The organism is Salinibacterium sp. 10G20-15 (assembly GCF_057365065.1).
Genome location: NZ_CP195118.1, coordinates 1502070 through 1524939, shown reverse-complemented (window position 1 = coordinate 1524939; position 22870 = coordinate 1502070). Strand labels below are relative to the sequence as shown.

At 64.3% G+C, this 22870-nt stretch carries 24 protein-coding genes and 1 tRNA gene; 11 read left to right on the top strand and 14 right to left on the bottom strand.

Annotation, left to right across the window (positions count from 1 at the left end; genetic code table 11):
• Positions 1-2 precede the first annotated feature (2 nt).
• Entirely contained in the window at positions 3-428 is a 426-nt protein-coding gene (locus tag ACR3YK_RS07265; RefSeq protein ID WP_486174259.1) for a molybdenum cofactor biosynthesis protein MoaE, read from the top strand.
• Between the two features lie 4 nt (positions 429-432).
• Here ACR3YK_RS07265 and ACR3YK_RS07260 read toward each other — a convergent pair whose 3' ends face one another.
• From ACR3YK_RS07260 to ACR3YK_RS07230, 7 genes are all read right to left on the bottom strand, one after another.
• Positions 433-678, bottom strand: a complete 246-nt coding sequence (locus ACR3YK_RS07260) for a MoaD/ThiS family protein (RefSeq protein ID WP_486176388.1) — start codon at positions 676-678, stop codon at positions 433-435.
• 1 nt (position 679) lies between these two features.
• Complete coding sequence (gene moaA / locus ACR3YK_RS07255; protein WP_486174258.1) at positions 680-1744, bottom strand: GTP 3',8-cyclase MoaA; 1065 nt, start codon at positions 1742-1744, stop codon at positions 680-682.
• Between the two features lie 9 nt (positions 1745-1753).
• Complete coding sequence (locus ACR3YK_RS07250; RefSeq protein WP_486174257.1) at positions 1754-2581, bottom strand: MOSC domain-containing protein; 828 nt, start codon at positions 2579-2581, stop codon at positions 1754-1756.
• A 77-nt stretch (positions 2582-2658) separates the two neighbouring features.
• On the bottom strand, positions 2659-3828 hold the full coding sequence (locus ACR3YK_RS07245; RefSeq protein WP_486174256.1) for an ABC transporter ATP-binding protein: 1170 nt from the start codon (positions 3826-3828) through the stop codon (positions 2659-2661).
• A 3-nt stretch (positions 3829-3831) separates the two neighbouring features.
• Positions 3832-4734, bottom strand: a complete 903-nt coding sequence (locus ACR3YK_RS07240) for an ABC transporter permease (RefSeq protein ID WP_486174255.1) — start codon at positions 4732-4734, stop codon at positions 3832-3834.
• Complete coding sequence (gene modA / locus ACR3YK_RS07235) at positions 4731-5564, bottom strand: molybdate ABC transporter substrate-binding protein (RefSeq protein ID WP_486176387.1); 834 nt, start codon at positions 5562-5564, stop codon at positions 4731-4733. Before modA ends, ACR3YK_RS07240 begins: the two co-directional genes overlap by 4 nt.
• 2 nt (positions 5565-5566) lie before the next feature.
• Positions 5567-5980 carry a TOBE domain-containing protein gene (locus tag ACR3YK_RS07230; RefSeq protein ID WP_486174254.1) on the bottom strand — a complete coding sequence of 138 codons (414 nt, stop codon included), beginning with the start codon at positions 5978-5980 and terminating at the stop codon, positions 5567-5569.
• Between the two features lie 97 nt (positions 5981-6077).
• Between ACR3YK_RS07230 and ACR3YK_RS07225 the strand changes: the two genes are divergently transcribed.
• Entirely contained in the window at positions 6078-7388 is a 1311-nt protein-coding gene (locus tag ACR3YK_RS07225) for a molybdopterin molybdotransferase MoeA (RefSeq protein ID WP_486174253.1), read from the top strand.
• Positions 7385-7864 (top strand): cyclic pyranopterin monophosphate synthase MoaC, encoded by a 480-nt coding sequence (gene moaC, locus ACR3YK_RS07220; RefSeq protein ID WP_486174252.1) that lies wholly within the window; start codon positions 7385-7387, stop codon positions 7862-7864. Before ACR3YK_RS07225 ends, moaC begins: the two co-directional genes overlap by 4 nt.
• 39 nt (positions 7865-7903) lie before the next feature.
• Here the strand turns inward: moaC and ACR3YK_RS07215 are convergent, their stop codons facing one another.
• The 4 genes from ACR3YK_RS07215 to ACR3YK_RS07200 form a co-directional block, all read right to left on the bottom strand.
• Positions 7904-8386 carry a MogA/MoaB family molybdenum cofactor biosynthesis protein gene (locus ACR3YK_RS07215; protein ID WP_486174251.1) on the bottom strand — a complete coding sequence of 161 codons (483 nt, stop codon included), beginning with the start codon at positions 8384-8386 and terminating at the stop codon, positions 7904-7906.
• Between the two features lie 171 nt (positions 8387-8557).
• A complete protein-coding gene (locus ACR3YK_RS07210; protein ID WP_486174250.1) occupies positions 8558-10270 on the bottom strand; it encodes an amidase in 1713 nt (570 codons plus the stop codon).
• Complete coding sequence (locus ACR3YK_RS07205) at positions 10267-11346, bottom strand: agmatine deiminase family protein (RefSeq protein WP_486174249.1); 1080 nt, start codon at positions 11344-11346, stop codon at positions 10267-10269. The genes ACR3YK_RS07210 and ACR3YK_RS07205 overlap by 4 nt, the downstream gene beginning before the upstream one ends.
• A 2-nt stretch (positions 11347-11348) precedes the next feature.
• Positions 11349-12809: a flavin monoamine oxidase family protein gene (locus ACR3YK_RS07200; RefSeq protein ID WP_486174248.1), complete on the bottom strand. Its 1461-nt coding sequence runs from the start codon at positions 12807-12809 to the stop codon at positions 11349-11351.
• On the opposite strand from ACR3YK_RS07200, the gene ACR3YK_RS07195 reads away from it, so the two are divergent.
• The 4 genes from ACR3YK_RS07195 to ACR3YK_RS07180 all read left to right on the top strand — a co-directional run bounded on the left by ACR3YK_RS07195 (position 12808) and on the right by ACR3YK_RS07180 (position 16337).
• Positions 12808-13407 carry a TetR/AcrR family transcriptional regulator gene (locus ACR3YK_RS07195; protein WP_486174247.1) on the top strand — a complete coding sequence of 200 codons (600 nt, stop codon included), beginning with the start codon at positions 12808-12810 and terminating at the stop codon, positions 13405-13407. The genes ACR3YK_RS07200 and ACR3YK_RS07195 overlap by 2 nt on opposite strands.
• Positions 13408-13491: 84 nt before the next feature.
• Positions 13492-14253, top strand: a complete 762-nt coding sequence (locus tag ACR3YK_RS07190; protein WP_486174246.1) for a GntR family transcriptional regulator — start codon at positions 13492-13494, stop codon at positions 14251-14253.
• A 42-nt stretch (positions 14254-14295) separates the two neighbouring features.
• Positions 14296-15744, top strand: a complete 1449-nt coding sequence (locus tag ACR3YK_RS07185) for a purine-cytosine permease family protein (RefSeq protein ID WP_486174245.1) — start codon at positions 14296-14298, stop codon at positions 15742-15744.
• A complete protein-coding gene (locus ACR3YK_RS07180) occupies positions 15741-16337 on the top strand; it encodes a cysteine hydrolase family protein (protein ID WP_486174244.1) in 597 nt (198 codons plus the stop codon). Before ACR3YK_RS07185 ends, ACR3YK_RS07180 begins: the two co-directional genes overlap by 4 nt.
• A 139-nt stretch (positions 16338-16476) precedes the next feature.
• Here the strand turns inward: ACR3YK_RS07180 and ACR3YK_RS07175 are convergent, their stop codons facing one another.
• The 3 genes from ACR3YK_RS07175 to ACR3YK_RS07165 form a co-directional block, all read right to left on the bottom strand.
• Positions 16477-17829, bottom strand: coding sequence for a cell wall-binding repeat-containing protein (locus tag ACR3YK_RS07175; RefSeq protein ID WP_486174243.1), 1353 nt, complete (start codon positions 17827-17829; stop codon positions 16477-16479).
• Between the two features lie 351 nt (positions 17830-18180).
• Positions 18181-18270 (bottom strand) — tRNA-Ser (locus ACR3YK_RS07170).
• A gap of 39 nt (positions 18271-18309) precedes the next feature.
• Positions 18310-18894, bottom strand: a complete 585-nt coding sequence (locus ACR3YK_RS07165; protein WP_486174242.1) for a hypothetical protein — start codon at positions 18892-18894, stop codon at positions 18310-18312.
• Between the two features lie 152 nt (positions 18895-19046).
• Between ACR3YK_RS07165 and ACR3YK_RS07160 the strand changes: the two genes are divergently transcribed.
• The 4 genes from ACR3YK_RS07160 (at position 19047) to radA (ending at position 22796) form a co-directional block, all read left to right on the top strand.
• Positions 19047-20702: an FAD-dependent oxidoreductase gene (locus ACR3YK_RS07160; protein WP_486174241.1), complete on the top strand. Its 1656-nt coding sequence runs from the start codon at positions 19047-19049 to the stop codon at positions 20700-20702.
• Between the two features lie 69 nt (positions 20703-20771).
• The gene (locus ACR3YK_RS07155; RefSeq protein ID WP_100388114.1) at positions 20772-21074 is read left to right on the top strand and encodes a rhodanese-like domain-containing protein; all 303 of its coding nucleotides are present in this window, start codon (positions 20772-20774) and stop codon (positions 21072-21074) included.
• 2 nt (positions 21075-21076) lie between these two features.
• Positions 21077-21409: a metal-sensitive transcriptional regulator gene (locus tag ACR3YK_RS07150; protein WP_100388113.1), complete on the top strand. Its 333-nt coding sequence runs from the start codon at positions 21077-21079 to the stop codon at positions 21407-21409.
• A 31-nt stretch (positions 21410-21440) separates the two neighbouring features.
• Positions 21441-22796 carry a DNA repair protein RadA gene (gene radA / locus ACR3YK_RS07145; RefSeq protein ID WP_486174240.1) on the top strand — a complete coding sequence of 452 codons (1356 nt, stop codon included), beginning with the start codon at positions 21441-21443 and terminating at the stop codon, positions 22794-22796.
• Positions 22797-22870 lie beyond the last annotated feature (74 nt).

Sequence of the window (22870 nt, the reverse complement as noted above, 5' to 3'; positions counted from 1 at the left end):
ACGTGAACGATCAGATCCCCGCCAGCTTCGCCACCATTACGGATGCCGTGATCGACGAGGCCGCTATCCGGCGCGCGGTGGAGTCCCCCGCCTCCGGCGCGGTCGTCGTGTTTTCGGGAGTGGTGCGTAATCACGACGCTGGCAACGAAGTGTGGTCCCTTGAGTACCAGGCGCATCCCGAAGCCGAAGCACTGCTGGCTCAGTGCTGCGCCGAAGTGGCGGCCGAAACGGGCCTCGCCATTGCCACAGCCCATCGCGTTGGCCTGCTGCAGATTGGGGATGTTGCCCTGTCGGCAGCCGTCTCGGCAGCACACCGTCGCGAAGCTTTCGAGGCGTGCGAATTGCTCGTCGAGCGCATCAAAGCAACGGTGCCGATCTGGAAACGTCAGCAGCTCGCGGGCGGCGCGACCGAATGGGTGGGGCTGTAAAGGCCTAGCCGCCAGCGAAGGGTGGCAGCACGTCGACGCGAGCACCCACCGCGTGCGCGGGGTCACGCCGAACGACGCCATCGATCAGGAATGATCCCGACTCGACAACCTTCTGCATGAGCGGACCGTAGCGCTCGATGAGCAGATCTTTGAGCGTTGCCAGAGTCGCGCCCGACTCGATTTCGAGGTGCTCCTCATCGCGCCCAGCGGCCTCGGCTGCGGCGGCGAAATAGCGGATGTGAAGGGTCATGTCAGCCACCAATGTACGACATCTCGATCTTCTTAGCGCCCGGTCCTGGCGTCGTCGCCGGCCGGGCGGTGTTGAGCGAACGCAACGCTGAATAGCGGTCGGTACGCTCTCGCCACAGGCTCGCCATGGCATCCGAAAGCTGATCGTCGGTGCAGCCGTCGCGCATGAGAGCGCGCAGGTCGTGACCCGAGCTGGCGAAGAGGCACGTGTAGAGCTTGCCGTCGACCGAGATGCGGGCGCGTGAGCAGGTCTGGCAGAACGACTGAGTGACGCTGGAAATCACGCCGATCTCGCCGCTTCCATCGCGATAACGCCAGCGCTGCGAGGTTTCACCGCTGTAGTTAGGGGCGATTTCTTCGAGGGGAAGCTCGGCGTTGATTCGAGCCACGACTTCGGCCGAAGGCACGACTTCGCCGAGCTGCCAACCGTTGGTGGTGCCGACATCCATGTATTCAATGAAGCGCAGGATGAACGGAGTGTTTTTGAAGTGGCGGGCCATCGCGACAATGTCTTGGTCGTTGTGCCCCTTCTTGACGACCATGTTGATCTTGATGGGTCCCAGGCCGGCAGCGTGGGCAGCATCGAGACCAGCCAGGATCTTCTTCACCGGAAACTTCACGTCGTTCATGGCTTGGAAGGTCGCGTCGTCGAGCGAGTCGAGCGACACCGTGACGCGCTTCAGCCCGGCCTCCTTCAGCGCTGGGGCGAGGTGGGCGAGTGCTGAGCCGTTCGTTGTAACCGCGAGGTCGAGGGGTGCGCCCGCCGGAGTTGTCAGCTTCGACAGCATCCCGACCAGTTCGGGCAGGCCCTTGCGCAGCAGCGGTTCACCACCGGTGAGGCGAATCTTCTCCACACCGTGGAGCGCGGCAATGCGCGCCAGCCGGGTGATCTCTTCGAAGCTCAGAAGTTCGTCGCGCGGCATGAACGCGTAGTCGGCGCCAAATACTTCCTTAGGCATGCAGTAAACGCAGCGAAAGTTGCAGCGGTCGGTGACCGAGAAACGGATATCGTGCAGCGGCCTGCCCAGGGTGTCCACGACGGGGCTGCCGATCGCGGAGGAACTCATAGCGTCAGACTAACCCGCGGCAGGCTGCGAAACCTCCGAGGCGGTCGCGTCGATCGCATCGCCCACGTGAATGCGTCCACCATCAAGCGGAGTGAGCCGGATGCCGAACCACGTTTTGTGGTCACGCTGGCGGTGCTGCGCCAGGGTTCGAATCGGTTCCTTGCCGCGCTCGAGCGTGGTGGGTTCGATCGTGGTCATGACGCAGCGGTCGCAGATCATCGTGACGCGAAAGCGCACGTCGCCGATGGTGACCTGCGACCAGCTCTCTTCGACGAACGGTTCGAGATCGTCAATGATCACGTTGGGACGGAACCGGATCATGTCGAGCGGGGCGACATCCGCCTCGGCCCACTCGTCAAGCTGACGCAGCGACGCTTCGCTGGCGAGCAGCAGCGGACCGCCGTCGGCGAGCGACATAACTTCGCCGGGCTGACCGCCATCCTCGGGGTCGATCGCGCGCACGGTGGGGTCGGACTGCCAGACGAGTCGCACGTCGAGGCCGACGCGTTCGCTCAGCCAACGGTTGACTTCGCCGCGAGCGGCAAGCGCTGTGCCCTGACCGCTGTGGCTCACTTCGATCGTGTCTCCGCCCTCCGCCATATCGACGGTCACGCTGGAGCCGTCGCGGTCGGAGAGCTGCACCGCCGTGTCGCTGAGGGCGTGCGCCGAAAGACCCAGCAGGTGATTGTGCTGGCGCGCGGTAAGACTCTTGCCGTCGCTGTCTACGATGGCCCAACGCCGATCCTGGTCAAGGCCCCACGGATTGACGGCCGCCGAATCAACGTCTTCACCGGCAAAAGACTTCACTGGATACACTCTGAGTCGTGTCACGCGCATGGGCGAATCCTAGCAACGTGCACCCCGAGAACGACGGGATTATCCCGAGGGTAAGCGGCGTGAAACTGCGGCGCTGATTAGCGTCGCGGATACACGGCGATCTGAGCGGGATCGACGGATGCCACGACGCGGTCCCCCGGCGCAATGTCGTGCGCGAGCAGATCGGCGGGCGAGGCTTCGGCCACGACGGTATCGCCGAGCAGCGTGACGCGGATGCCCTTGAGGCCAGGTTCGAGCAGCTCGACGGTGGCGGGCCACTCGTTGGGTTGCGAGGGAGCGGATGCCTCCCGGCGCAGCGTCACCGCGGACGGCGGGAACGCGATCGACACCTCTGCCCCGACCGCCGATACGACGCCGCCGACGGCGAGACCACGCCCATCCGCGAGCCGCACGAGCTGGCTTGATTCGACGATGCCGTGCAGCACGTTGAGGCCGACGAGCGTAGCGGCAAACTGGTTGACCGGCTCGCCCAGCACCCGGGCGACGGCGCCGCTGTCGATGATGCGGCCCGCCTCCATGATGGCGACGCGGTCGGCCAGCACCATGGCATCCACCACATCGTGGGTGACGACGATGGTGGCGGGCGCGGTCGGCGGCCGGCCATCGATCCCGGTGTGGGTAGCGGAGATCCGGGAGGCCAGGCACTCGCGCAGCAGGGTGCGCACGAGGGACGCGTTTTGCACGTCGAGGGCGGCCATCGGTTCGTCGAAGAGCAGCACGTCGGGTTCGGTGGCTAGCACCCGGGCGATCGCCACGCGCTGCTGCTGGCCTCCCGAGAGTTCGGCAGGTTTGCGGACGGCGAATTCGCTCATGCCAACGGCCGCCAGCCATTCGGAGGCACGGTCGCGGGCCTCCACCGCCTTCATTCCGTGCGACCGCAGCCAGCCGTGCGAGCGCAGCCCAAAGGCCACGTTCTCGAGAGCGCTCAAATGCGGGAACAGTAGAGGGTCTTGCCCGAGCAAACCGATGCGACGACGATGGGCGGGCACCACGGTCATCCGCCCGCCGCCCGGCCGCCCGCCACCCGACGGCGCACTACCGAGCTGCGGAACCTCGGTGAGCACTCGACCGTCGACCGACACCGTGCCGCGCTCCGGAGCGAGCAGACCGGCGATCACCGCGAGCAGCGTCGACTTGCCCGAGCCGTTCGGGCCCAGCAGCGCGAGGGTTTCTCCGGGCGCGACGGTGACACTCGCGTCGAGGGTGAACGACCCTCGGTTCACCAGCATGTTGGCATCCAGTGTCATGGGTCAGCGCTCCGGGGTCGCGCGCCAGCTGCGCAGTAGAAGCAGGATGACGATGCCGACGACCACGAGCAGCAGCGACAGGGCGATGGCCGAATCTTGGCTCACGCCGGCGCCGTTGAACGCGGTGTAGATCGCGAGGGGCATGGTGCGGGTGGTGCCGGCGGCGTTGCCGGCGAAGAGGGCGGTGGCCCCGAATTCGCCGAGCGCGCGAGCGAAGCAGAGCACGGTGCCGGCGATGACGCCCGGCATGATGAGAGGCAGGGTGACTCGACGAAAGACCGTCCAACGCCCCGCCCCGAGCGTTGCGGCGACCGCCTCGTACCGGGTGCCCGCAGTGCGCAGCGCGCCCTCGACCGAGATCACGAGGAAGGGCAGTGCCACGAACGATTGGGCGATCACGACAGCGCCCGTCGTGAACGGAATGCGGATGCCGAACCACAGTTCGAGCACGCTGCCGACGAGCCCGTTGCGTCCGAGGAGGTAGAGCAGCGCGATGCCTCCGACCAGGGGCGGCATCACGAGTGGGAGCGTCGTGAGCGCACGCAGCAGACCCGCCAGCCGGTTGCCCGAGCGAGCGATCACGAGCGCGAGCGGGATGCCGACGATGAGGCACAGCACGGTCGCGGCGAAGGCCGTCTGCAGCGACAGCCATAGCGCCGACTGCGCCTCCGCCGAGACAATCGCGGCCGGAACGCTGGGCCAGTCGGCACGGAGAAACAGTCCGACGAGGGGCAAGATCAGCAGCGCGAAACCGAGGGCTGCGGGCAGGTAGAGCAGGCGCGGGATGCCGAAGCCTGCTGCGGTCGTGGTGCGGGAGGCTGCGCTTTGGCTGGCTGCGCTTCGGGTGGCCGTGCTTCGGGTGGCTGCGTCGTCGGTGGTCTGCGCACTGCGCGAGGAGGCACTCATGGCTTCGAGAATCCATAGCTCGCGAGAATGGCCTGCCCCGGCGGCGACAACACGAACTCCACGAAAGCGGCCGCGATGGCCGGTTGCGCAGCCTCGTTCAGCACGGCGATCGGGTACGTGTTGCGTGCGGTTGCAGTGTCGGCAATCTCAACTCCGTCAACAGAACCTGCGGCATTCAGCACGTCGGTGACATAGATGAGCCCGGCATCCACTTCGCCCAGCTCGACCTTGGTCAGCACGGCCGTCACGTTCTGCTCTTCCGTCGCGGGCGTGAGTTCGACGCCTGCCGCGTCGAGCAGGATGCCCGAAGCGGCCCCACACGGAACCGCGGGAGCGCACAGGGCAACCTGCACGCCGGGTTCCGCCAGGTCACTCAGTGCCGTGATGTCCAGCGGGTTGCCGGGCTGCACCGCAATCTGCAATTCGTTGCTCGCGAAAGAAACAGGCGCAGTCGCCAGCTCGGCGCTGACCTGCTGCATTGTCGCGTCGTCCGCGGCGGCAAACACGTCGACCGGGGCACCCTCGCTGATCTGCGTGGCGAGAGTAGAGGAGCCGTCGAAGGAGATCGGCGCGATCTTGACGCCGGGATTCTCGGCGCTGAAGGCCTCAGCCAATTCGGTGAACGAGGCCGTCAATGAGGCTGCAGCGAAAATCGTGAGCTCACCCCGCAGCGCCCCGTCAGCAGAGGTGGATGCCGGTGCCGGCTCTGCTGCCGAGCATCCGGAAAGCCCCACCAAGCCCGCCATCGCGGCGGCGGCAACCGTCGTCAGCACACGAACCCGGCGTCGGCCGTGCCGCCCCTGCCCGCGCGCCTGCCCCACCGCGCCCATCACTAGGAGTTATCTTTCGGAGCCTCAACAACCACCATCGTCGCTTTCACGACGGCGACTGCGAGCGACCCAATTTCGAGCTTCAGGTCGCGCACCGCTTCGGTCGACATGAGCGACACGATGCGATGCGGGCCGCACTGCAGCTCGACCTGCGACATGACGGTGTCGCTCAGGATGCCCGTGACGAGCCCGACCATTCGGTTGCGAGCGCTGCTCGTTGTCTCCGATGCCGCTTCCCGCTGTTGAGCCTGTTGCGCCCGCTCTTGGGCACGCTGCGCGAGATCGGCGCCGTCGATGACTTGGCGGCCGACATCATCGAGCGTCACCGGCAAACCGTCGGACGCGATCCACCGTCGCACGGTGTCGTCGCTGACTCCGAGGAGCCCTGCAGCTTCGCTAATCCGATAGTGCGCCATGCTTCGGAGTTTATCACCGCAAACACGGAGACAATTAGTCGTATTCACCGCATCCGCCGCTCAGCTGGGGAGGAACCACCTTAGCTAGGGTGAGTGCATGGCTCACGACTCTTCTGCAGCGCCCGCGTCGATCGGCATCGAACAGCATCTCGCTCGCGTTCTCGAGAGCGTCACTGCGCTGCCCGCCATCACCGTGCCGATCGCCGAGGCGCTGCACCGCACCCTCGCCGCCGACGTGCACGCCACCGCCGACGTTCCCGGTTTCGACAATTCCGCAATGGATGGCTACGCCCTTCGCCGCGCGGATGCCGTGGCCGCTACCGTCGACCATCCCGTAACGCTGACTGTCGTCGCTGACCTGCCGGCGGGCTCCGCCGAGAACCCTCGGCTCCAGCCCGGCGAGGCCGCGCGCATCATGACCGGCGCCCCCGTTCCCGACGACGCCGACTGCATCGTGCCCATCGAAGACACCGACGAGGGCACCGCGACCGTGCTCATCTATCGAACCCCCGCCGAGGCGGCCTTCATCCGTCCGCGTGGAACCGACGTACACGCAGGCGACGCGGTGTTGCCCGCTGGCCGTGTACTGGGTGCACGCGATCTGGCCGCCGCCGCGGCATCCGGAGTTAGCACTCTGGCGGTGCATCCCGCGCCGCGCATCGGCGTGCTCTCGACGGGCAGCGAACTGCGCGAGCCCGGCGACACACTCGCACGCGGCCAGATCCATGACTCGAATTCGCTGTTGCTCGAAGCACTGATTACCGAGTGCGGCGGCATCCCGGTGCGGCTCGGGTCAGTGCCCGACGATGACGATGCTCTGCGTGCGATCCTCGACTTACATGCGCCCAACCTGGATGCCGTCATCACCTCGGGCGGCGTGAGCGTCGGCGCCTACGACGTCGTGAAAGCCGTGCTCGCCCCGCTCGGAGTGTGGTTCGGCCCCGTGCGCATGCAACCCGGCAAGCCGCAGGGCTTCGGCCGCTTCCCGGTCGGCGACGAGGGCGACGCCAGCAACAGCAGCAGCGCGAGTAACACCACGGGAACCACACCGCACCCCGGCCCCCTCCTCTTCGCCCTCCCCGGCAACCCCGTGAGCGTCTTCGTCTCGTTCGAAACCTTCGTTCGCCCTGCGCTACTCACGATGGCGGGCCACTCCACCATTCAGCGCCCAACTCTTTCCGCCACCGTCACGACGGGCTGGCGCAGCCCCGCGGGGCGCGCGCAATACATGCCCGCGGTTGTCGAACGGGATGAACAGGGTGCGGCATCCGTTCGCCCCGCGAGCGCCGGTGGTGCCGGTTCGTATCTCGTCGCGAGCCTCGCCAGCGCCAATGCCTTAGCCTTTGTGCCCGAAGACGTGACCGAGGTGCGCGAAGGTGACACCCTGACTGTCACACTGGTGTCATGAGCGATCAGCCTTTCACCCACCTCGATTCCGCTGGCCACGCCCGGATGGTGGATGTCACTGCCAAGACCCCGACCGTGCGCGAAGCGACGGCGGAAGGTTTCGTTCGCTGCTCCCCGGTGATCATTGACGCGCTGCGCTCGGGCAATGCCCCCAAGGGCGACGTTCTAGCGGTCGCTCGCATCGCCGGCATCCAGGCGGCAAAGCGCACGGCTGAGCTCTTGCCGCTCGCCCACATCATCGGAGTGCACGGCGCGACAGTTGATCTTGACGTGACGGATGACGGAGTCGCGGTGACCGCGACCGTGCGTACCGCCGACCGCACCGGAGTGGAGATGGAAGCGATGACCGCGGTGTCCGTGGCAGCTCTCGCGATCGTGGACATGGTCAAGGGCATGGACAAGACCGTGCAGATTGAGAGTGTGCGCTTGCTCGCGAAGTCCGGCGGTCGTTCGGGCGATTGGCGCCGGCCGGCCTAAAACGGTCGGCTCGAAGCGGCCCCGCGTAGCTTTCGCCAGCTAGTGGTCGCCGCCGTCTAGCTGCTCCAGAATGTGGCCGATCAGCGGCGTGACAACAGTAAAGCCCTCTTCGACCGCTTTCGTTGAACCGGGCAGGTTGACCACGAGCGCAGTGCCCGCGATGCCCACCAGCCCGCGACTCAGCACCGCCATCTTCGTGTGGCGTGCACCTTCGCGGCGCAACTCTTCGGCAATGCCGGGAATCTCTCGGCTAAGCAGGGGCCGGGTTCCTTCGGGCGTGAGATCCCGCGGTGCCACTCCAGTTCCGCCACTCGTGATGACGATGCGGGCCCCGGCGGCGAGCGCGGCCCGGATGCCGCCAGTGACTGATTCCGCGCCATCCGGAATCACGGTCAACGACACCGCATAACCCTGCTGCTCAAGCAGTTCGACCGCCCGCGGCCCCGAAGTATCAGCGCGTTCCCCGCGAAAACTGCGGTCAGACACGGTGATGACGGCGGCGGGGATGGGAGCATGAACCATACCCGCTACGGTACGGCAGCCCACACCCCCAGCGCACAACTAAACTCCAGATCATGCGCGCGCCCGAGTTTACGATCCGTCGAACAACTGTCGACGACTGGCGCGAGGTGCGCACACTGCGGCTTGAAATGATCAAGCAGCTCTAGCCTGCACGGGGCCGGTCGCGCGCCGCTAGTCCGTCAGCGGCGGAGTGCGCGGCGGCGCTACCCGACGCTGCGACACCGCTTCATAGGCGATGCCGATGCGCAGCAGGTCGAGGTCGGAGTACGCGGCACCGGCGAAGGTGATTCCCACGGGCATCCGGATGTCGTCTATGAGCCCCATGGGAACTGTGACGGTCGGGATGCCCAGGTGCCGAATCGCGAGGTTGCCGTTGGCGACCCAGACACCGTTTCGCCATCCTGCTTCTGCCGTGGCGGGGTTCGTTCCCATATCGGCGGCCCCGACATCGGCGACCGCGGGGAAAGCTACGGCGTCGAGCTCGTTGGCGCGCATCCATTCTTCAAGGTCGACGCGGCGGGTTTCTTCGAGGCCGCGCACGCCCCCTTCAAGCTCGGGGATGTCGGTGAAGTGATCGTAGGGGTGGTCGCGCACCTGAGTCGGATACACGGCGATGTCGTCTTCGAAGCCGTCGTAGCGATCGTGCGGGGCACCGGGCACGCTCGGGAAGATCGTGCTGCCGTCCACGCCGACGATCGTGTCAAAGTTCGGGTCGCCGTTAGCCTTCAGAAAGTCTTCCCACGCCCACGCCGAGAGATCGACGATTTCGCGCTTGAGAAACTCAGGGCTCACCAGACCGCGGGTTGCGATCGTGGGGGCACCGGTGCGATCGGCTTCGTAATTCGAGACCACCGGGAAGTCGACCTCCACGACGGTGGCACCGGCAGCTTCAAGATCGCGACGTGCTTGATCGAACAGGGTCAGGATGCTCGGGCGAGTGTTAATCGCGGTTCCTGTCGGACCGCCGACTCCTCGCGTGCCCGAGCCCGCCTCGGTATCGCGGTTGATGTACATCCGGGGAACGCCGAAGCGCTTGCCCGCCAGCGGCAGTTCCGCCAAGTCAGGCACGAGAGACAAGTACGTCTCCGGCCGCACACTCGACGCCGCCGGAATCTCCACCCACGGTTGCGAGCGCCAGAAGTCTCCGCGAGTGTCGTCATCGTCGAACACGATGACGTCGAGCACGGCGAGCAGGTCGGCCATGGTGCGGGTGTGGGGCACGACGACATCCATCGTCGGCACGAGGGGCCAGTTGCCGCGCACCGAGATCACGCCGCGCGAGGGCGTGTAGGCGCAGAGGGCGTTGTTCGATGCCGGTGCCCGGCCGCTCGACCAGGTCTCTTCGGCGAGACCGAAGGCGGCAAAACTCGCGGCCGTTGCAGTGCCAGAGCCGTTCGACGATCCCGAGCCATAGGCAGCAGTCAAGTATTCAGCGTTGTAGGGGCTTTCGGCGCGGCCATAGACGCCGGGCTGCATTCCGCCGTTGGCCATCGGGGGCATGTTGGTGAGGCCCAAGCAGATAGCTCCCGCGTCGCGCAGTGCGCCAATGGTGGCGGCATCCCGCGTCGCCATGAGGTCGGCGAAGGCGGGGCTACCGGCTGCTGCGGTGAGCCCTCGGTGCAGGTAGCTGTCTTTGGCCGTGTACGGGATGCCGTCGAGCGGTCCCCGCAGTTGACCGGCCGCCCGGCGCGCATCAGATTCGCGCGCTTCGGCGAGCGCCTCGGTGTTGGGCACGACGACGGCGTTGAGCTTCGGCCCGCTGCGATCGTAGCGATCGATGCGCGCGAGGTACGCGGTGACGAGCGCCTCACTCGTGAGGGTGCCAGCCGCGAGTGCTTCGTGTAGTTCGGCTATCGACGCTTCGACGACATCGAAGGTGCTCATACGATGGCTCCCGGTTCTTGCGCGGCAGCGGCATCATCGCTGAGGCCGGGCAGTTGAGGCTGCTGTTGAGTGATGCAGTGGATGCCGCCACCGCGGGCGAAGATCTCGCGAGAGTCGACCATCTGCACGGTGTGGCCAGGATACGCGTCGGCCAGAATGTCGGCGGCTCGGGCATCCGCCATGTCGTCGTTGAAGCCACAGCCGATGACTCCCCCGTTGACGACGAGGTGGTTGACATAGCTGTAGTCGACGAAGCCGTGGTCGTCGCGCAGCAGGGCGGGGGCGGGCAGCTCGAGGATTTCGAAGGCGCGACCGGCGGCATCCCGCTGGCTCTCGAGGCTGGCCCGAATCTCGGCCATCACCTGGTGGTCCGGATGCTCAGGGTTGGGTTGCGCGTGCAGCAGCACGCGCCCCGGCGACGCGATCGTCGCGACGATATCGACGTGACCGTTGGTGCCGAAATCGTCGTAATCGCGTGTAAGGCCGCGCGGCAGCCAGACCGCGTGAGTGGCGCCAATCGTGCGCAGCATTTCCTGCTCAACGCGGGCGCGATCAGCGAGCGGATTGCGGCGCGGGTCGAGCTGAACGGTATCGGTGAGCAGAACAGTGCCTTCGCCATCGACGTGAAGTCCGCCACCCTCAGCGACGAGGAGCGAGCTCACGATCTCCGCGCCGGCAGCCTCAGCGACAACGCGCCCGATCTTCGCCGCTTGTTCCCACTCGGCCCAGGCTGGAGCACCCCAGCCGTTGAAGATCCAGTCGACGGCACCGAGAACGCCGGGTCGTTCATTGTCGAGCACGAAGGTGGGCCCGATGTCGCGCATCCAGAACTCGTCGAGCGGTGCTTCGAGCAGCTCAATGCTGCTGTCGAGCATCCGCCGAGCGCGGAACATTTCAGTCGGGTCAACGACCATCGAGACGGGCTCGAACTGGGCGACGACGTTGGCTACGTCAGACCAAGCGGCGTAGCCGAGTTCACGTTCGGAGTCAGTCGCGCCGAGCGTTTCCCCGACGCGCGGGAATGCCATCCAGGTGCGCTCGTGGGCGGCGGTTTCGGATGGCATTCTCCAGCTCATGACTAGCCTTTCGTCGCTTCAATGATGGTGGATGCCAGCCGCTGTCCCACCCGAATAGCACCGTCGACGTGCTGATAGCCAGCCGCCGCAAGGTCGCTCGAGCCGAACTGAATCGGCTCAACCGGCTCACGCTGAAGAGCGCCGTACCGCGTGAGCCCGCCGAGGTCGAAACTCGTGCCGTACGCACCTCGCGTCCACTCTTCGGAGGCCCAGTCGCTTTCGTAGTACACCGCCGGGGTGAGCGCTTCGTCGCCGTAATAGGTGGCGAGCGATTCGAGGATGCGGGATCGTCGCTCCTCCGGGTTCAGCGCGAGCAATTCGTCAGCTTTCTCGTCCGAAACGAAGCCGACGAGTGTGCCGCGGTCTTCTCCGTAGTTGGTGTTGTCGTACGCCTCATGCACCAGTTGGTAGGGGCTAAAGGCCGTGCCCGAGAGTCCCGCCGCCCGCCAGAACGGGGTCGCGTAGGTCGCGTGCACCTTGATCACGAGGCCGAGCGAGGAGTGCTGCTGCATCTGCTGGCGCAGGCGCGGCAGCGCTGGAACGTAGTCGATGCGGTCATAGAGGTTCGGCGGCACGGCAACGATCACGTGCTTCGCCGTGACCGTGAGCTCGTCGCTCGCGACGGTCGCTCCAGCATCGTTCCATCGGATCTCGCGCACTGGCTGCGACAACCGCACAACATCGTCGCCCAATTCCGCTGCCATCACGAGCGGAACCTGCTGCAGGCCACCGACGACGCGTTTGTCAAGAATGAAATCAGCGTCCACGAGGTTGCTGAAACTTCCCGCACTCGCTGCCATCAGCAGAGCCTGCAACAACGAGAACGAGTGTGCCGGTTTAGTGAGCATGGCCTCGGCTACAAATAGGGCAATGTTGTCGATTGCCTCGGCATCCGTGCTCTGACTTTCTAGCCACGCGCGGTACGAGATGCGGTCGAATTCTGCGGCCCGTGGATGCTCCCACGGAGCCTCAAGGTCAAGCTCGGCTACGAGCGCGTCGAGTTCGGCGATGAGCCGAGTGATCTCCGCTTCGGTTGCAGCCCCCGCCGGAAAGATGTCTCCGGTAAAGCGGCGAGCCACTCCGTCGCGGGAAACGTAGACGCTGTCGCCTTCGCGGTAGCGGGAGTATGTGTCGAGGCCCAGCTCGGCAAGGGTGTCGATGAGTGCGGTCTGGTCAGGAGAAACCCACTGCCCACCAATCTCAAACATCTGGCCATCGATGGAGTCTGTCCAGAGACGACCACCGATGCGATCGCGTGCTTCGAGCACGATCACGCTGTGGCCCGCGCGAACGAGAGCTCTCGCTGCGGTGAGACCTGTGGCGCCGGCTCCGACGATGACGACGTCGCGATCAATGGTGTTCATGCGTGTTGAAACTCCTGAGTGGGGGACATGGTGTTGCTTCGTGAAAGCATTATTGATCACCCCATCAATAAGAGTCAAGCGCCGATAGACTGAGGCCATGGCCGCATCCCCCGCTCGACGACGCAATCCTGCCGAACGGGCACGCGAAATTCGCGAAGCTGCGGAAACCATCGCTCTCACCCGTGGCCTCAACGCGATCACACTTCGCAACTTGGCGACGCAGTGCGGAGTCACCCCTCCCCTCATCGCTCACTACGAACCCAGCATGGAAACTCTGGTAGCCGACACCTTCGCGGCTATTGCGCAGCGCGAAATCTCGGACGTCTCGGCTCTTGCCTCCGCACCGACGTCCCCTCTTGAACGCCTTCGCGCTCTCATCAGCACCATTGCTGACCCCCAACGCGATCCCGTCGGAGTGGTGTGGAGCGATGCGTGGAGCATCGGTCGCACAAACCAGAAAGTCGCAAGAGAAGCTCGCGCCGCAATGGATTCCTGGCTCACACTGGCCGCCACCATCATTGAGGCCGGTCAGCGTACCGGCGACTTCGCCCAGGTGGGGCCAGAACGGGCTGCCCTAGTACTCTTCGCGCTCGTCGACGCTTCCGCGGCATATCAACTCGTTGACTTCCGAAGCCGGCTCGAACGAGACGCGCTCGTCCGCGAGACGATCGAAGACATCCTCGGAACCTCGCTCTAACCACGCTTTCGCCCGCCCACAGGCGTGCGTGCGTTCGTTTCGTATTTGTTTGACATACTTTGTCTGACTAACTAGGCTCCCCCCATGCCAGAGTCCACATCGGTCGCTCCCGCAGTGACGCGGGTTGATAACCAGCCCCTGACCTATCGCGCAAAACGCGCCCTCACCGAGTCCATCCTCGCGGGCGCTTTCCCCGACGGGCAGCTCCCCGCAGAGGACCGTCTCGCCCCACAGATCGGCGTGAGCAGAGCAACACTGCGAGCCGCGATGCGATCGCTCGAAGAGGAAGGGCTCGTTAGCCGCCAACGCGGAGTCGGTACTCGAATCAACACCCACATCGCGCAGGCGCGCACCTCTCTCAACCGCACGACCGGTTTCTTCGATCTCATCGCTGATGCGGGGTTCACCCCCGACGTCATTCGCACGGCAGTTGTCGAGATTCCGGCACCCGAGGTGTTCGCGTCGCGGATCGCGTCGACCAGCGAAGACCCCGTCGTCAAGATCTCCCGGGTCTTCACCGCCGACGATGATCCCATTGTCCATGCCGTCGAGCTCGTTCACTCTTCGGCGATCACGGGGCCAGTGTCACACGAGTCCGAACTGGGTCACTCAATTTTTGAGTTTGCCGACCTCCACTGCGAAACTCCGGTCGACCACTCTGTAGTTGAACTCTCCCCTGTTCCCGCCGCTGAAGAAATCGCCTCGGAGCTACGAGTTGCCGCCGGAGACCCGGTGATGCGCCTAATCGAGACTCACTACGACGCCAGCGGCCGCCCGATGATCGTGTCGCTTGTCCACATCGCCGACAGAAAGCTCCAATTCACTCTCGTGCGACGCCGCTACTAACTCACTCCTGCCCACAGCACCATCACGTCAAGGAAGACCCCGATGAAAAACACAGCAACCGCTTCGGAAACTTCGGAATCCGCTCGTCAAACGACATCAGCACTCGAGGTAGAAACTCGAGGAATCGACCTCATTCCCGAACGGGAACGACACGGTAAGACTCGGCAGCAGTTCTACATCTGGGCCGCCGTCAACTGGGCCGTGACCGGCTTCGTGATGGGTGCCATCATGGGCTCACTCGGGCTCTCGCTCACGGCATCCTTCAGCGCAATGTTGGTGGCACAACTGGCCTACGTCTTCGTCGGCATCGTTGCAGGCGCCGGAGCACGCGCCGGTACGGCCACGATGGTGGTATCCCGTGCTTCCTTCGGTATCCGCGCCAACAAGCCGCTCGCAGTGCTCGCCTGGCTCAGCGCCGTAGGTTGGGAAACCGTCAACGTTGTTGTCGGCGTCTCGGCGCTCCTGACGCTGTTCAATGTACTGGGCTGGGGAACCGGCATCCTCCAGACGCTATTGGCGCTCGTTTTCGTGCTGGGCATCGTCACCGTGGCCGCAGTGTGGGGTCACGACCTGATCATTGCGCTCCAGCGCATCATGACCTGGGCGCTCGCTATCGGAATGGTCATCGCGATCTACTTCGGATTGCCGTTCGTCGATTGGGCCTACGCCGGCGGCGAATTGGCCGCAGACAACGCTGTTGCCACATGGTTCCTTGCGCTCGGCATTGGCGTCGCCGGTGGCGCGCTCTCGTTCGTCACGATCGCCAGCGATTTCGCTCGCTACTTGCCCACCCGCAGTTCGATCCCCGCAATATCGATGTGGGCTACCCTCGGCGCACTCTTCCCCTCGGTTCTCACAATGAGCTTTGGAATCGCCGTCGCGTCCACCATCGACCTCTCTATTGACCCCGTGGGAGCGTTCGAACAAATCCTTCCTTCGGGATATCTCGTACCGTTCCTGCTCGTAGTAGTGCTCGGCCTTATGACCAACAACACCGTGAATCTGTACTCCTCGGGCCTTGCCCTCCAGACGATCGGAATCAACGTGCGGCGTTGGACCGCGGTGATCGTGGACTCGCTCTTGGTCGCCGTCGCAGCAACCGTTGCGCTCTTCGCTTTCGACTTCGTCGACTTCTTCGTTGAATTCCTCTCGATGCTCATTGTGTGGACTGCGCCGTGGTGCGGTGTTTTCATCGCTGACTTTGCACTGCGTCGCTGGCAGTACAACAACCTCGAAGATCTGTTCGCCAAACGTCGCGGCACCTACTGGTACTCGGCTGGAGTCAACTGGCGTGCTGTCAGCGCGTGGGCGATTGGGGCATTCGCGGCCCTGATGACAACGAACGCGACGCTCTGGGTGGGCCCGTGGTCTGTCGACTACCTCGGAGGTGCTGATATCGCCTGGATCGCCGGAATCGTCGTCTCTGGAGCAACGTATGTCACCTTCACCACTATCTGGCCGCTCTCGGTCAAGAAAGAGAACCTCTCATGAAACAACCCATGCTCGTGGGCAAAACAGCCCTCCTCGTCGTCGACGTCGTGCAGGATGATCCGACGGACGAATCCATTCCGATGATGAGCGGCTACCCCGAGTTTCTTCAGAACTGTGCTCAGCTCATCGCAGCCGCTCGCAGTAACGATGTCCCCGTTGTCTACGTCTCCGAGCAGCACCGTCGTTCCGGAATCGACTTTGGCCGGGAACTCGATGGAGATGAGGACGTGCACCTCCTCGAGGGCGATCCAGAAACCGAGCTCAGTGATGTTATCGCTCCGCTCGAAGGCGAACCGATCATCGTTAAGCGCCGATACTCAAGCTTCTTTGCGACCGATCTAGAACTCGTGCTCAAAGGACTCGACATTGACACCCTGGTCATCATCGGATGCCTCACCGACGTCTGCGTGCACTACACCTTCGTGGACGCGCACCAGAACAACTACTTTGCGCGCGTCGTCAAGGAATGCACGATCGGCTCGGCGCAGGCGCCGCACGATGCTTCACTCGCAGCTATGGAGTACCTCCAGACGGGCGCACTACGCAGCCTCGAGGAGATGGCTCTCGGCTTTGCAGAGAGCAACGCCGCGTAGAACCTCCCCTGCCATCAGCTCACTCTGAGCCTCAACAACGAGTGCCCCGTCTAGGACAAGGCGGGGCATTTGCTGTTGCGGCACGGCACGCAAAGAGCCCCGCATTCCATCAGGAATGCGGGGCTCTTGTAAGTTGCAATTACTTGCAGGGAGTCATGTTCACAACCCCGTAGCCGAGCGCTCCGGTCCCACCGAGAAGAACACGGTTCGAGGTGTCAAAGTCGTTGAGGTTTCCGACAACTCCCCGAGGGATGCAGTTTCCGGGTACCACATACAGTGGAGCGGAGGTTCCGCCAGCGAGCGCGGCTCCCGCAAGAGCGTCAGCGAATCCTGTCCCGACCGCGAAGAATGCTCGTGGTGCGGTGTCGAAGCTTGCGCTGTTGATTGCCTGGGAGGTGGAGTAACGATCGTTCCCGGCGTAGCGAGTAGTTGAGTCCACTCCGGGCTGCGCATCAAGAGCCTTCATGACCTTCGAAGAGACGACTCCTGTTCCACCAGCGATCATGACCTCCGAGATGTCAAGGCGATCGATCAGCTTGGCTGTCGCGCTATCGATTCCGTTTGCTTTTCCGTCGATCAGGATGACGGGGCTGCCCGTGTTGCCCGCCGCGGCGCTCGCGCTCAGCGCGTCAGGGAAATTGGCGCCGGTGGCGAAGAACGCAGCGTCCGCCCCCTCCGGGAAGGCCCGCTGGATCACAATGCGTGAGGTCTCGTAGCGACTGGATCCACCATCGCGTCGAATCTTGGGCGCGAGTTTTGACAACTGTGAGTAGATCGAGTTGGAGAGCACGCCTTTTCCACCCACGACAACGATGAGTTTCGGCTTCAGCCTCTTTATCTCGTTCTTGACGCTGGTTGGAAGTCCAGTCGGTGGCGTCAACAAGAGCGGACCACCCTGCTTGGCCGCGGCGGGAGCCGCGCTCAAAGCGTCGGGGTAGTTGGAGCCGGTCGCGACGTAAACGACGTCAACGCCCGGCTTGTACTCCTGCGAGATTGCGACGGCAGTGGAGTAGCGGTCTCGGCCCGAGAGACGCTCAACGCCACTCGGGGTTGCGGGAGCAGGAACGCTCTTGCCGTACTTGGCAAAATTCTGAACGGCCCAGGTCGTGCCGTTAATGGTCAGGAATGAGATTCCGATGTCGGTGTAGTCGCCCAAGACGTTGGCGCGGTGTCCCGCCGAGTTCATCCAAGCCTCGTGCACTGCTGTGGGAGAAGGCCACCCACGGGCGACGTTCTCTCCCGCGCGAGACCAGCCGCTCTTGATCTGCGACGAATAGCTCGGGTTATGTGCCATCACCCCATTGGCCGCCATTTGCTTCGCCCACGCTGCAGACACCGAGCTCATCGACGAGTTCAGCTTCAACGGGCCGAGGCCCTCCGCCGCTCGTGCGCTGTTGACCAAGGAGAGGATCGTGCTCTCTCCGGCCGCAGCTGCTGGTGTCGGCGATGAGAGCGCTAGGCCTGAAGCCAGCACTCCCACGATCGCAAGCATGCCCAATGCGCGTACGACTGTGCGTCGCGCTCGAAACCCCCCGGTTTTTCCCACGATACGAACGCTACGCGAGCCCTCAGTGCGCGTACAGTCCCCTCTTCCGGGGACTGCCTGAGCCCAAAACGGGGCACAAACAGCGCCGATAATGGGGATTCTCGGCCGCACTGGACGCCCATTCGGGGGGCAAATTTGCTTCCACCACGAATGAGATCCACGGGCACAACGAACGATCGCCCCGGTCATCGAAGGCCACACAGTTACCCACCGCACTTCGGCGAGAACGCGACGCCATCATGGTGCCGAACGCGCCCAAAAAGGCCCCAGATTCGAGACGAATCTGGGGCCTTTCGTTGGCGGTACCGGTGGGATTTGAACCCACGGTGCGCTTTCACACACACAACTTTTCGAGAGTTGCACCTTCGGCCGCTCGGACACGGTACCGGGAGAGAGTTTAGTACAGATATTTGCGACGTGCGTTCACTAGTTTCTACGCAACCAACTCAACCCGTGCAGAAGCATCGCCCCGACGAGTGAAAACGCGCCGACGGCGAATCCGAGGGGAGCGACTGATTGGATCGTCGCGACAGTCGCGTAGCTTTCCAGCTCGACACTCGTGACGCCATAAAGGATTGAGTTGGACCACCACAGCGCTGACGCCGCAGCGCCCACGCCGGCGACCCCGACAGCCCAGAGCGCGTACACCCATGGGTTGCGCGCGAGGGATGAGGGTGCGACTGTCTCACGATCATCAGCGACAACCTCCCCGGGCGCGCCCGAATCATCCACATAGTGCGTTTGCGGCGCTCGCATGTCAGCCGACGCCAGAGGTGTCGTCGGTGGTGTCGCCGGTGACGACGGAGGCGGAGAGATGTGCGAATCGGATGCCACCGCTGGAGTGCCGGCAGCTCCGTAAGAGCGCGGGGCGGGGTTGGTGGCGCCTGGGGTGGCGTCCTCTCGAAAGAGATCGACGAGGCGCGCAGTATCGGACCGGTCAGCCCGCTCCCTCGCCTTAAAACCGCGCTGGAATGACGGATCGAACCGCGGATCGAAAGTGCTGTCGGCCACGGCGATGCTCCCTTGTTCGGTACCCCATCGTAAACACGATCTCACCAAATCCGCGCATTCCTCAGCAATATTCGCCCGCGCTGCCCCACCCCGATATTTCGCTCATCGAGAACCACTGGCTCGACGGATACCCCTAGGGGTATGCTTAATCAATGAGCACCGCCACCACACCACGCCCCCGCCGCATCCTCGTTATCGGTGGAGTAGCCGCCGGAATGTCTTTCGCCACCCGCATGCGCCGTCGCGATGAGCGCGCTGAGATCGTGGTCTTCGAGCGCAGCGGCCATGTCTCCTTCGCCAACTGCGGCCTCGCCTACTACCTCGGCGGCGTTATTACCGAGCGCGACGAACTACTGCTCCAGACTCCCGCGAGCCTCGGCCGCCGTTTCGGCCTCGACGTTCGAGTCAACCACGACGTCACCGCGATCGATTCCGCCGGCCACAGCATCACGGTGCACAACCGCAGCGACAACTCAACAAGCACCGAGCACTTTGACGAGCTCGTTATCGCGACCGGCGCGAGCGCCGCCATCCCGGCCATCCCCGGTAGCGAACGGATGCTCGTACTCCGCAACATCGAAGACGTTGACGCCCTCCACACCTCCCTCGGCGACCTCGACCCCACAACCGCGAACGTCGTCGTACTGGGTGCCGGCTATATCGGCGTCGAGATGGCCGAGAACCTCGCCAAGCGCGGCCTCAACGTCACCCTCGTGCAGCGCCCCGCTCACATCCTCGGCACGCTCGACCCCGAAATGGTCACGCCCGTCGAAGCCCACTTGCGCGCCAACGGCGTTGACCTTCGCCTCGGCTCCGAGGCGGTTGCGGTGGATGACTCCGCCGTCCAACTTAGTGATGGCTCGAGCGTCGCGGCAGACGTTGTCGTCGCGGCAATCGGCGTGCGCCCCGACAATGCCCTCGCCGTGCACGCTGGACTGGCAACCGGAGCCGCTGGCGGCATCCGGGTCAGCGCGGGCTACCAGACCAGCGAACCTCACATCTATGCCGTCGGGGACGTCGCTGAAAAGGTCGGCGCTATCAGTGGTGAACACGAGCTCGTCGCCCTCGCAGGCCCCGCCAACCGCGACGGCCGCTACCTCGCTGACACTCTCGCCGGCGACGAAGTGGCATCGAAGCCGGCCCTCGGCACCGCGATCGTCGGCGTCTTTGAGCTGACCGTCGCGAGCCTCGGCTCGACCGAACGCGCACTACGGGCTGCGGGGCGCGACATCCGCGTCATCCACACCCACCCCGTGTCGCACGCCGGCTACTACCCCGGTGCTCAGTCACTCTCCCTCAAGCTCATGGTCGATGCCAAGACAGATCTCATTCTGGGCGCTCAGGCGGTGGGTAAAGAAGGTGTCGACAAGCGCATGGATGTACTGGCCACTGCCACGAGCTTCGGCATCACCGCGAGTGCCCTCGCCGATCTCGAGCTTGCCTACGCCCCGCAGTACGGCTCGGCCAAAGACCCGATCAACCACCTCGGCTACGTCGCAAAGAATCTGCGCGACGGCCTCAGTGCGTCGATTCAGTGGCACGAGATCGACGCCGAACTCGCAGCGGGAACCCTGTTGGTGGATGTTCGCACCGTCGCCGAATTCGAACGCGGCGCCATCCCGCACGCCGTCAACATTCCGCTCGACGAGCTGCGCGAGCGTCTCGATGAACTCGGTGACCGCCGCGTCATCGTGCACTGCCAGGTCGGACAGCGCGGCCACACCGCCGTGCGCATCCTCGCTCAGAATGGTTTTGACGCCGTAAACCTCGACGGCGGCTACCGCACGTGGAGCGCGGCTACCGCGTAAGCGTCGGCGCTCGCTCCCCCACTTTCTCTCTCACCCACCTCACTCACCTCATCACTCGCAAGGAATTTCATGAACACCATCACCACGCACACGCTCTCCGAACTCACCAACCCCGTCGTCATCGACGTGCGCGAACCCGCTGAATACGTGTCGGGGCATGCACCTGCGGCCGCCAGCATTCCGCTCGGAGAACTCGTTGCCCGGGTCGAAGAACTCGACCGCGACGACACCGTGTACGTCATCTGCGAAAGCGGCGGCCGCAGTGCACAAGCCGTCGAATGGCTCAACACTCAGGGCTTCGACGCCGTCAACGTTGAGGGCGGAACGTCAGCGTGGCGTAACGCTGGCCTGCCCGTCACCAAGGGCAACTGATCATGACAACGGATGCTGCAGCCACCGGCACCGCGGACGCCACGGCAGTCGTTGCCGATGCTGGCCACGATCCCGAGGCCATGCGCAAGATCATGAATCGCCTCAAGCGCGCCGAAGGACAACTTCGCGCCCTCATTGAATCGATGGGCGCCGACTCGAATTGCAAGGATGTCGTGACGCAACTCTCTGCGGTGAGCAAGGCTCTCGACCGCGCCGGCTTCATGATCATCGCCAATGCGCTGCAGTCGTGCTCAACTGAAGACGCCGATGGCCAGGGAAGCCACGATGGCATGACGAAAGACGACATCGAGAAGCTCTTCCTGACGCTCGCGTAGCGGTGTCAGTCGTGCCGCCTACTCTTGAACTATGGCCCGAGCTGTAAGTAATTTTCGCTGCACTGAGTGCGGCTGGACCTCCATCAAATGGGTAGGCCGCTGTGGCGAATGTCAGCAGTGGGGCACCGTGACCGACGCTGGTGCGGCCACCGGCATCACCAAGCGGGTCTCGACCGTCGCCGTCTCTGAGGCCAGCGGCGCACGCTCGATTACCGAGATTGGCGCGGAGTCCGTCGCGCACTGGCCGAGCGGCATCGCCGAGTTTGACCGCGTGCTTGGCGGCGGCGTTGTTCCCGGAGCCGCCATTCTGTTGAGCGGCGAGCCCGGCGTGGGTAAGTCCACCCTGCTTCTTGAAGTCGCGTCGCGCGCAGCAGCATCCGGTCAGCGCGTACTTTATGTCACCGCCGAGGAATCCGTAAGCCAAGTGCGGCTGCGGGCTGAGCGCACCAACGCCCTGCACCCCTCACTCTTTCTCGCGGCCGAAACTGATCTCGGCACCATCCTTGGCCAGATCGACCACGTCAAACCCCAGCTCGTGATCGTGGACTCGGTGCAGACCGTCGCCTCCGCCGCGACCGAGGGCATTGCCGGCGGCCCCTCGCAAGTACGCGAAGTTGCCTCGACCCTCATCCGCGTTAGCAAAGACCAAAACTTGCCCATCTTGCTCGTCGGCCACGTCACCAAAGATGGCAACATCGCCGGCCCCCGATTGCTCGAACATCTCGTGGATGTCGTGCTGCAATTCGAAGGCGACCGCCAGACCGCGCTGCGCTTCGTGCGCGCGCACAAGAACCGTTTCGGCTCCACCGAAGAGGTTGGATGCTTTGAGATGACCGGCGAAGGAATCGCCGAAGTCCCTGACCCCAGTGGCCTGTTCCTCTCGCACGCACGTCAGCCCGTTAGCGGCACGTGCGTCACGATCGCGCTGGAAGGCAGACGTGCCCTCCCCGTGGAGGTTCAGGCACTCATCGTGAAATCCCAAGCCCCGCAGCCGCGACGCGTCGTGAACGGCGTTGACGCCTCGCGCGTGGCCATGCTGCTGGCGGTGCTCGAGCGGAGAGCGGGAATCCCGCTCTCCGCGTTCGACGTTTACGTCTCGACGGTGGGCGGCATCCGGGTCACTGAGCCGGGCGCCGACCTCGCCATTGCTCTCGCCATCGCCAGCGCCTACAAAGACAAAGCGTACTCAGCCACGATGGCGGTCGTCGGCGAGATCAGTCTCGCCGGCGAGATTCGTCCCGCGTCGTCGCCTCAACAGCGCCGCGCAGAGGCCAGTCGTCTGGGCTTCAGTACCGTGATTGACTCGGAAGCCGCTCACGTGCGCGAAGCACTGCGACTCGCTTTCGCTGGCGCTACCGACGAGCGCGTGCAGATCCCCGAGTTCTAGAGCGCACGGTACCGCCAGCCGCACTTAACGAAGCAACGGCGACTCATCCGAAGACGAGCCGCCGTTGCGACTGA

What these genes read in the sequence shown, in the direction of transcription:
- ACR3YK_RS07205 (WP_486174249.1), bottom strand. Translation starts at nt 11,346, where the DNA reads ATGAGCTGGAGAATGCCATCCGAAACCGCCGCCCACGAGCGCACCTGG.
- ACR3YK_RS07185 (WP_486174245.1), top strand. Translation starts at nt 14,296, where the DNA reads ATGAAAAACACAGCAACCGCTTCGGAAACTTCGGAATCCGCTCGTCAA.
- modA (WP_486176387.1), bottom strand. Translation starts at nt 5,564, where the DNA reads ATGGGCGCGGTGGGGCAGGCGCGCGGGCAGGGGCGGCACGGCCGACGC.
- radA (WP_486174240.1), top strand. Translation starts at nt 21,441, where the DNA reads ATGGCCCGAGCTGTAAGTAATTTTCGCTGCACTGAGTGCGGCTGGACC.
- moaC (WP_486174252.1), top strand. Translation starts at nt 7,385, where the DNA reads ATGAGCGATCAGCCTTTCACCCACCTCGATTCCGCTGGCCACGCCCGG.
- ACR3YK_RS07155 (WP_100388114.1), top strand. Translation starts at nt 20,772, where the DNA reads ATGAACACCATCACCACGCACACGCTCTCCGAACTCACCAACCCCGTC.
- ACR3YK_RS07200 (WP_486174248.1), bottom strand. Translation starts at nt 12,809, where the DNA reads ATGGCCTCAGTCTATCGGCGCTTGACTCTTATTGATGGGGTGATCAAT.
- ACR3YK_RS07160 (WP_486174241.1), top strand. Translation starts at nt 19,047, where the DNA reads ATGAGCACCGCCACCACACCACGCCCCCGCCGCATCCTCGTTATCGGT.
- ACR3YK_RS07150 (WP_100388113.1), top strand. Translation starts at nt 21,077, where the DNA reads ATGACAACGGATGCTGCAGCCACCGGCACCGCGGACGCCACGGCAGTC.
- ACR3YK_RS07215 (WP_486174251.1), bottom strand. Translation starts at nt 8,386, where the DNA reads ATGGTTCATGCTCCCATCCCCGCCGCCGTCATCACCGTGTCTGACCGC.
- moaA (WP_486174258.1), bottom strand. Translation starts at nt 1,744, where the DNA reads ATGAGTTCCTCCGCGATCGGCAGCCCCGTCGTGGACACCCTGGGCAGG.
- ACR3YK_RS07250 (WP_486174257.1), bottom strand. Translation starts at nt 2,581, where the DNA reads ATGCGCGTGACACGACTCAGAGTGTATCCAGTGAAGTCTTTTGCCGGT.
- ACR3YK_RS07240 (WP_486174255.1), bottom strand. Translation starts at nt 4,734, where the DNA reads ATGAGTGCCTCCTCGCGCAGTGCGCAGACCACCGACGACGCAGCCACC.
- ACR3YK_RS07210 (WP_486174250.1), bottom strand. Translation starts at nt 10,270, where the DNA reads ATGAGCACCTTCGATGTCGTCGAAGCGTCGATAGCCGAACTACACGAA.
- ACR3YK_RS07195 (WP_486174247.1), top strand. Translation starts at nt 12,808, where the DNA reads ATGGCCGCATCCCCCGCTCGACGACGCAATCCTGCCGAACGGGCACGC.
- ACR3YK_RS07190 (WP_486174246.1), top strand. Translation starts at nt 13,492, where the DNA reads ATGCCAGAGTCCACATCGGTCGCTCCCGCAGTGACGCGGGTTGATAAC.
- ACR3YK_RS07175 (WP_486174243.1), bottom strand. Translation starts at nt 17,829, where the DNA reads ATGCTTGCGATCGTGGGAGTGCTGGCTTCAGGCCTAGCGCTCTCATCG.
- ACR3YK_RS07260 (WP_486176388.1), bottom strand. Translation starts at nt 678, where the DNA reads ATGACCCTTCACATCCGCTATTTCGCCGCCGCAGCCGAGGCCGCTGGG.
- ACR3YK_RS07230 (WP_486174254.1), bottom strand. Translation starts at nt 5,980, where the DNA reads ATGGCGCACTATCGGATTAGCGAAGCTGCAGGGCTCCTCGGAGTCAGC.
- ACR3YK_RS07180 (WP_486174244.1), top strand. Translation starts at nt 15,741, where the DNA reads ATGAAACAACCCATGCTCGTGGGCAAAACAGCCCTCCTCGTCGTCGAC.
- ACR3YK_RS07245 (WP_486174256.1), bottom strand. Translation starts at nt 3,828, where the DNA reads ATGACACTGGATGCCAACATGCTGGTGAACCGAGGGTCGTTCACCCTC.
- ACR3YK_RS07225 (WP_486174253.1), top strand. Translation starts at nt 6,078, where the DNA reads ATGGCTCACGACTCTTCTGCAGCGCCCGCGTCGATCGGCATCGAACAG.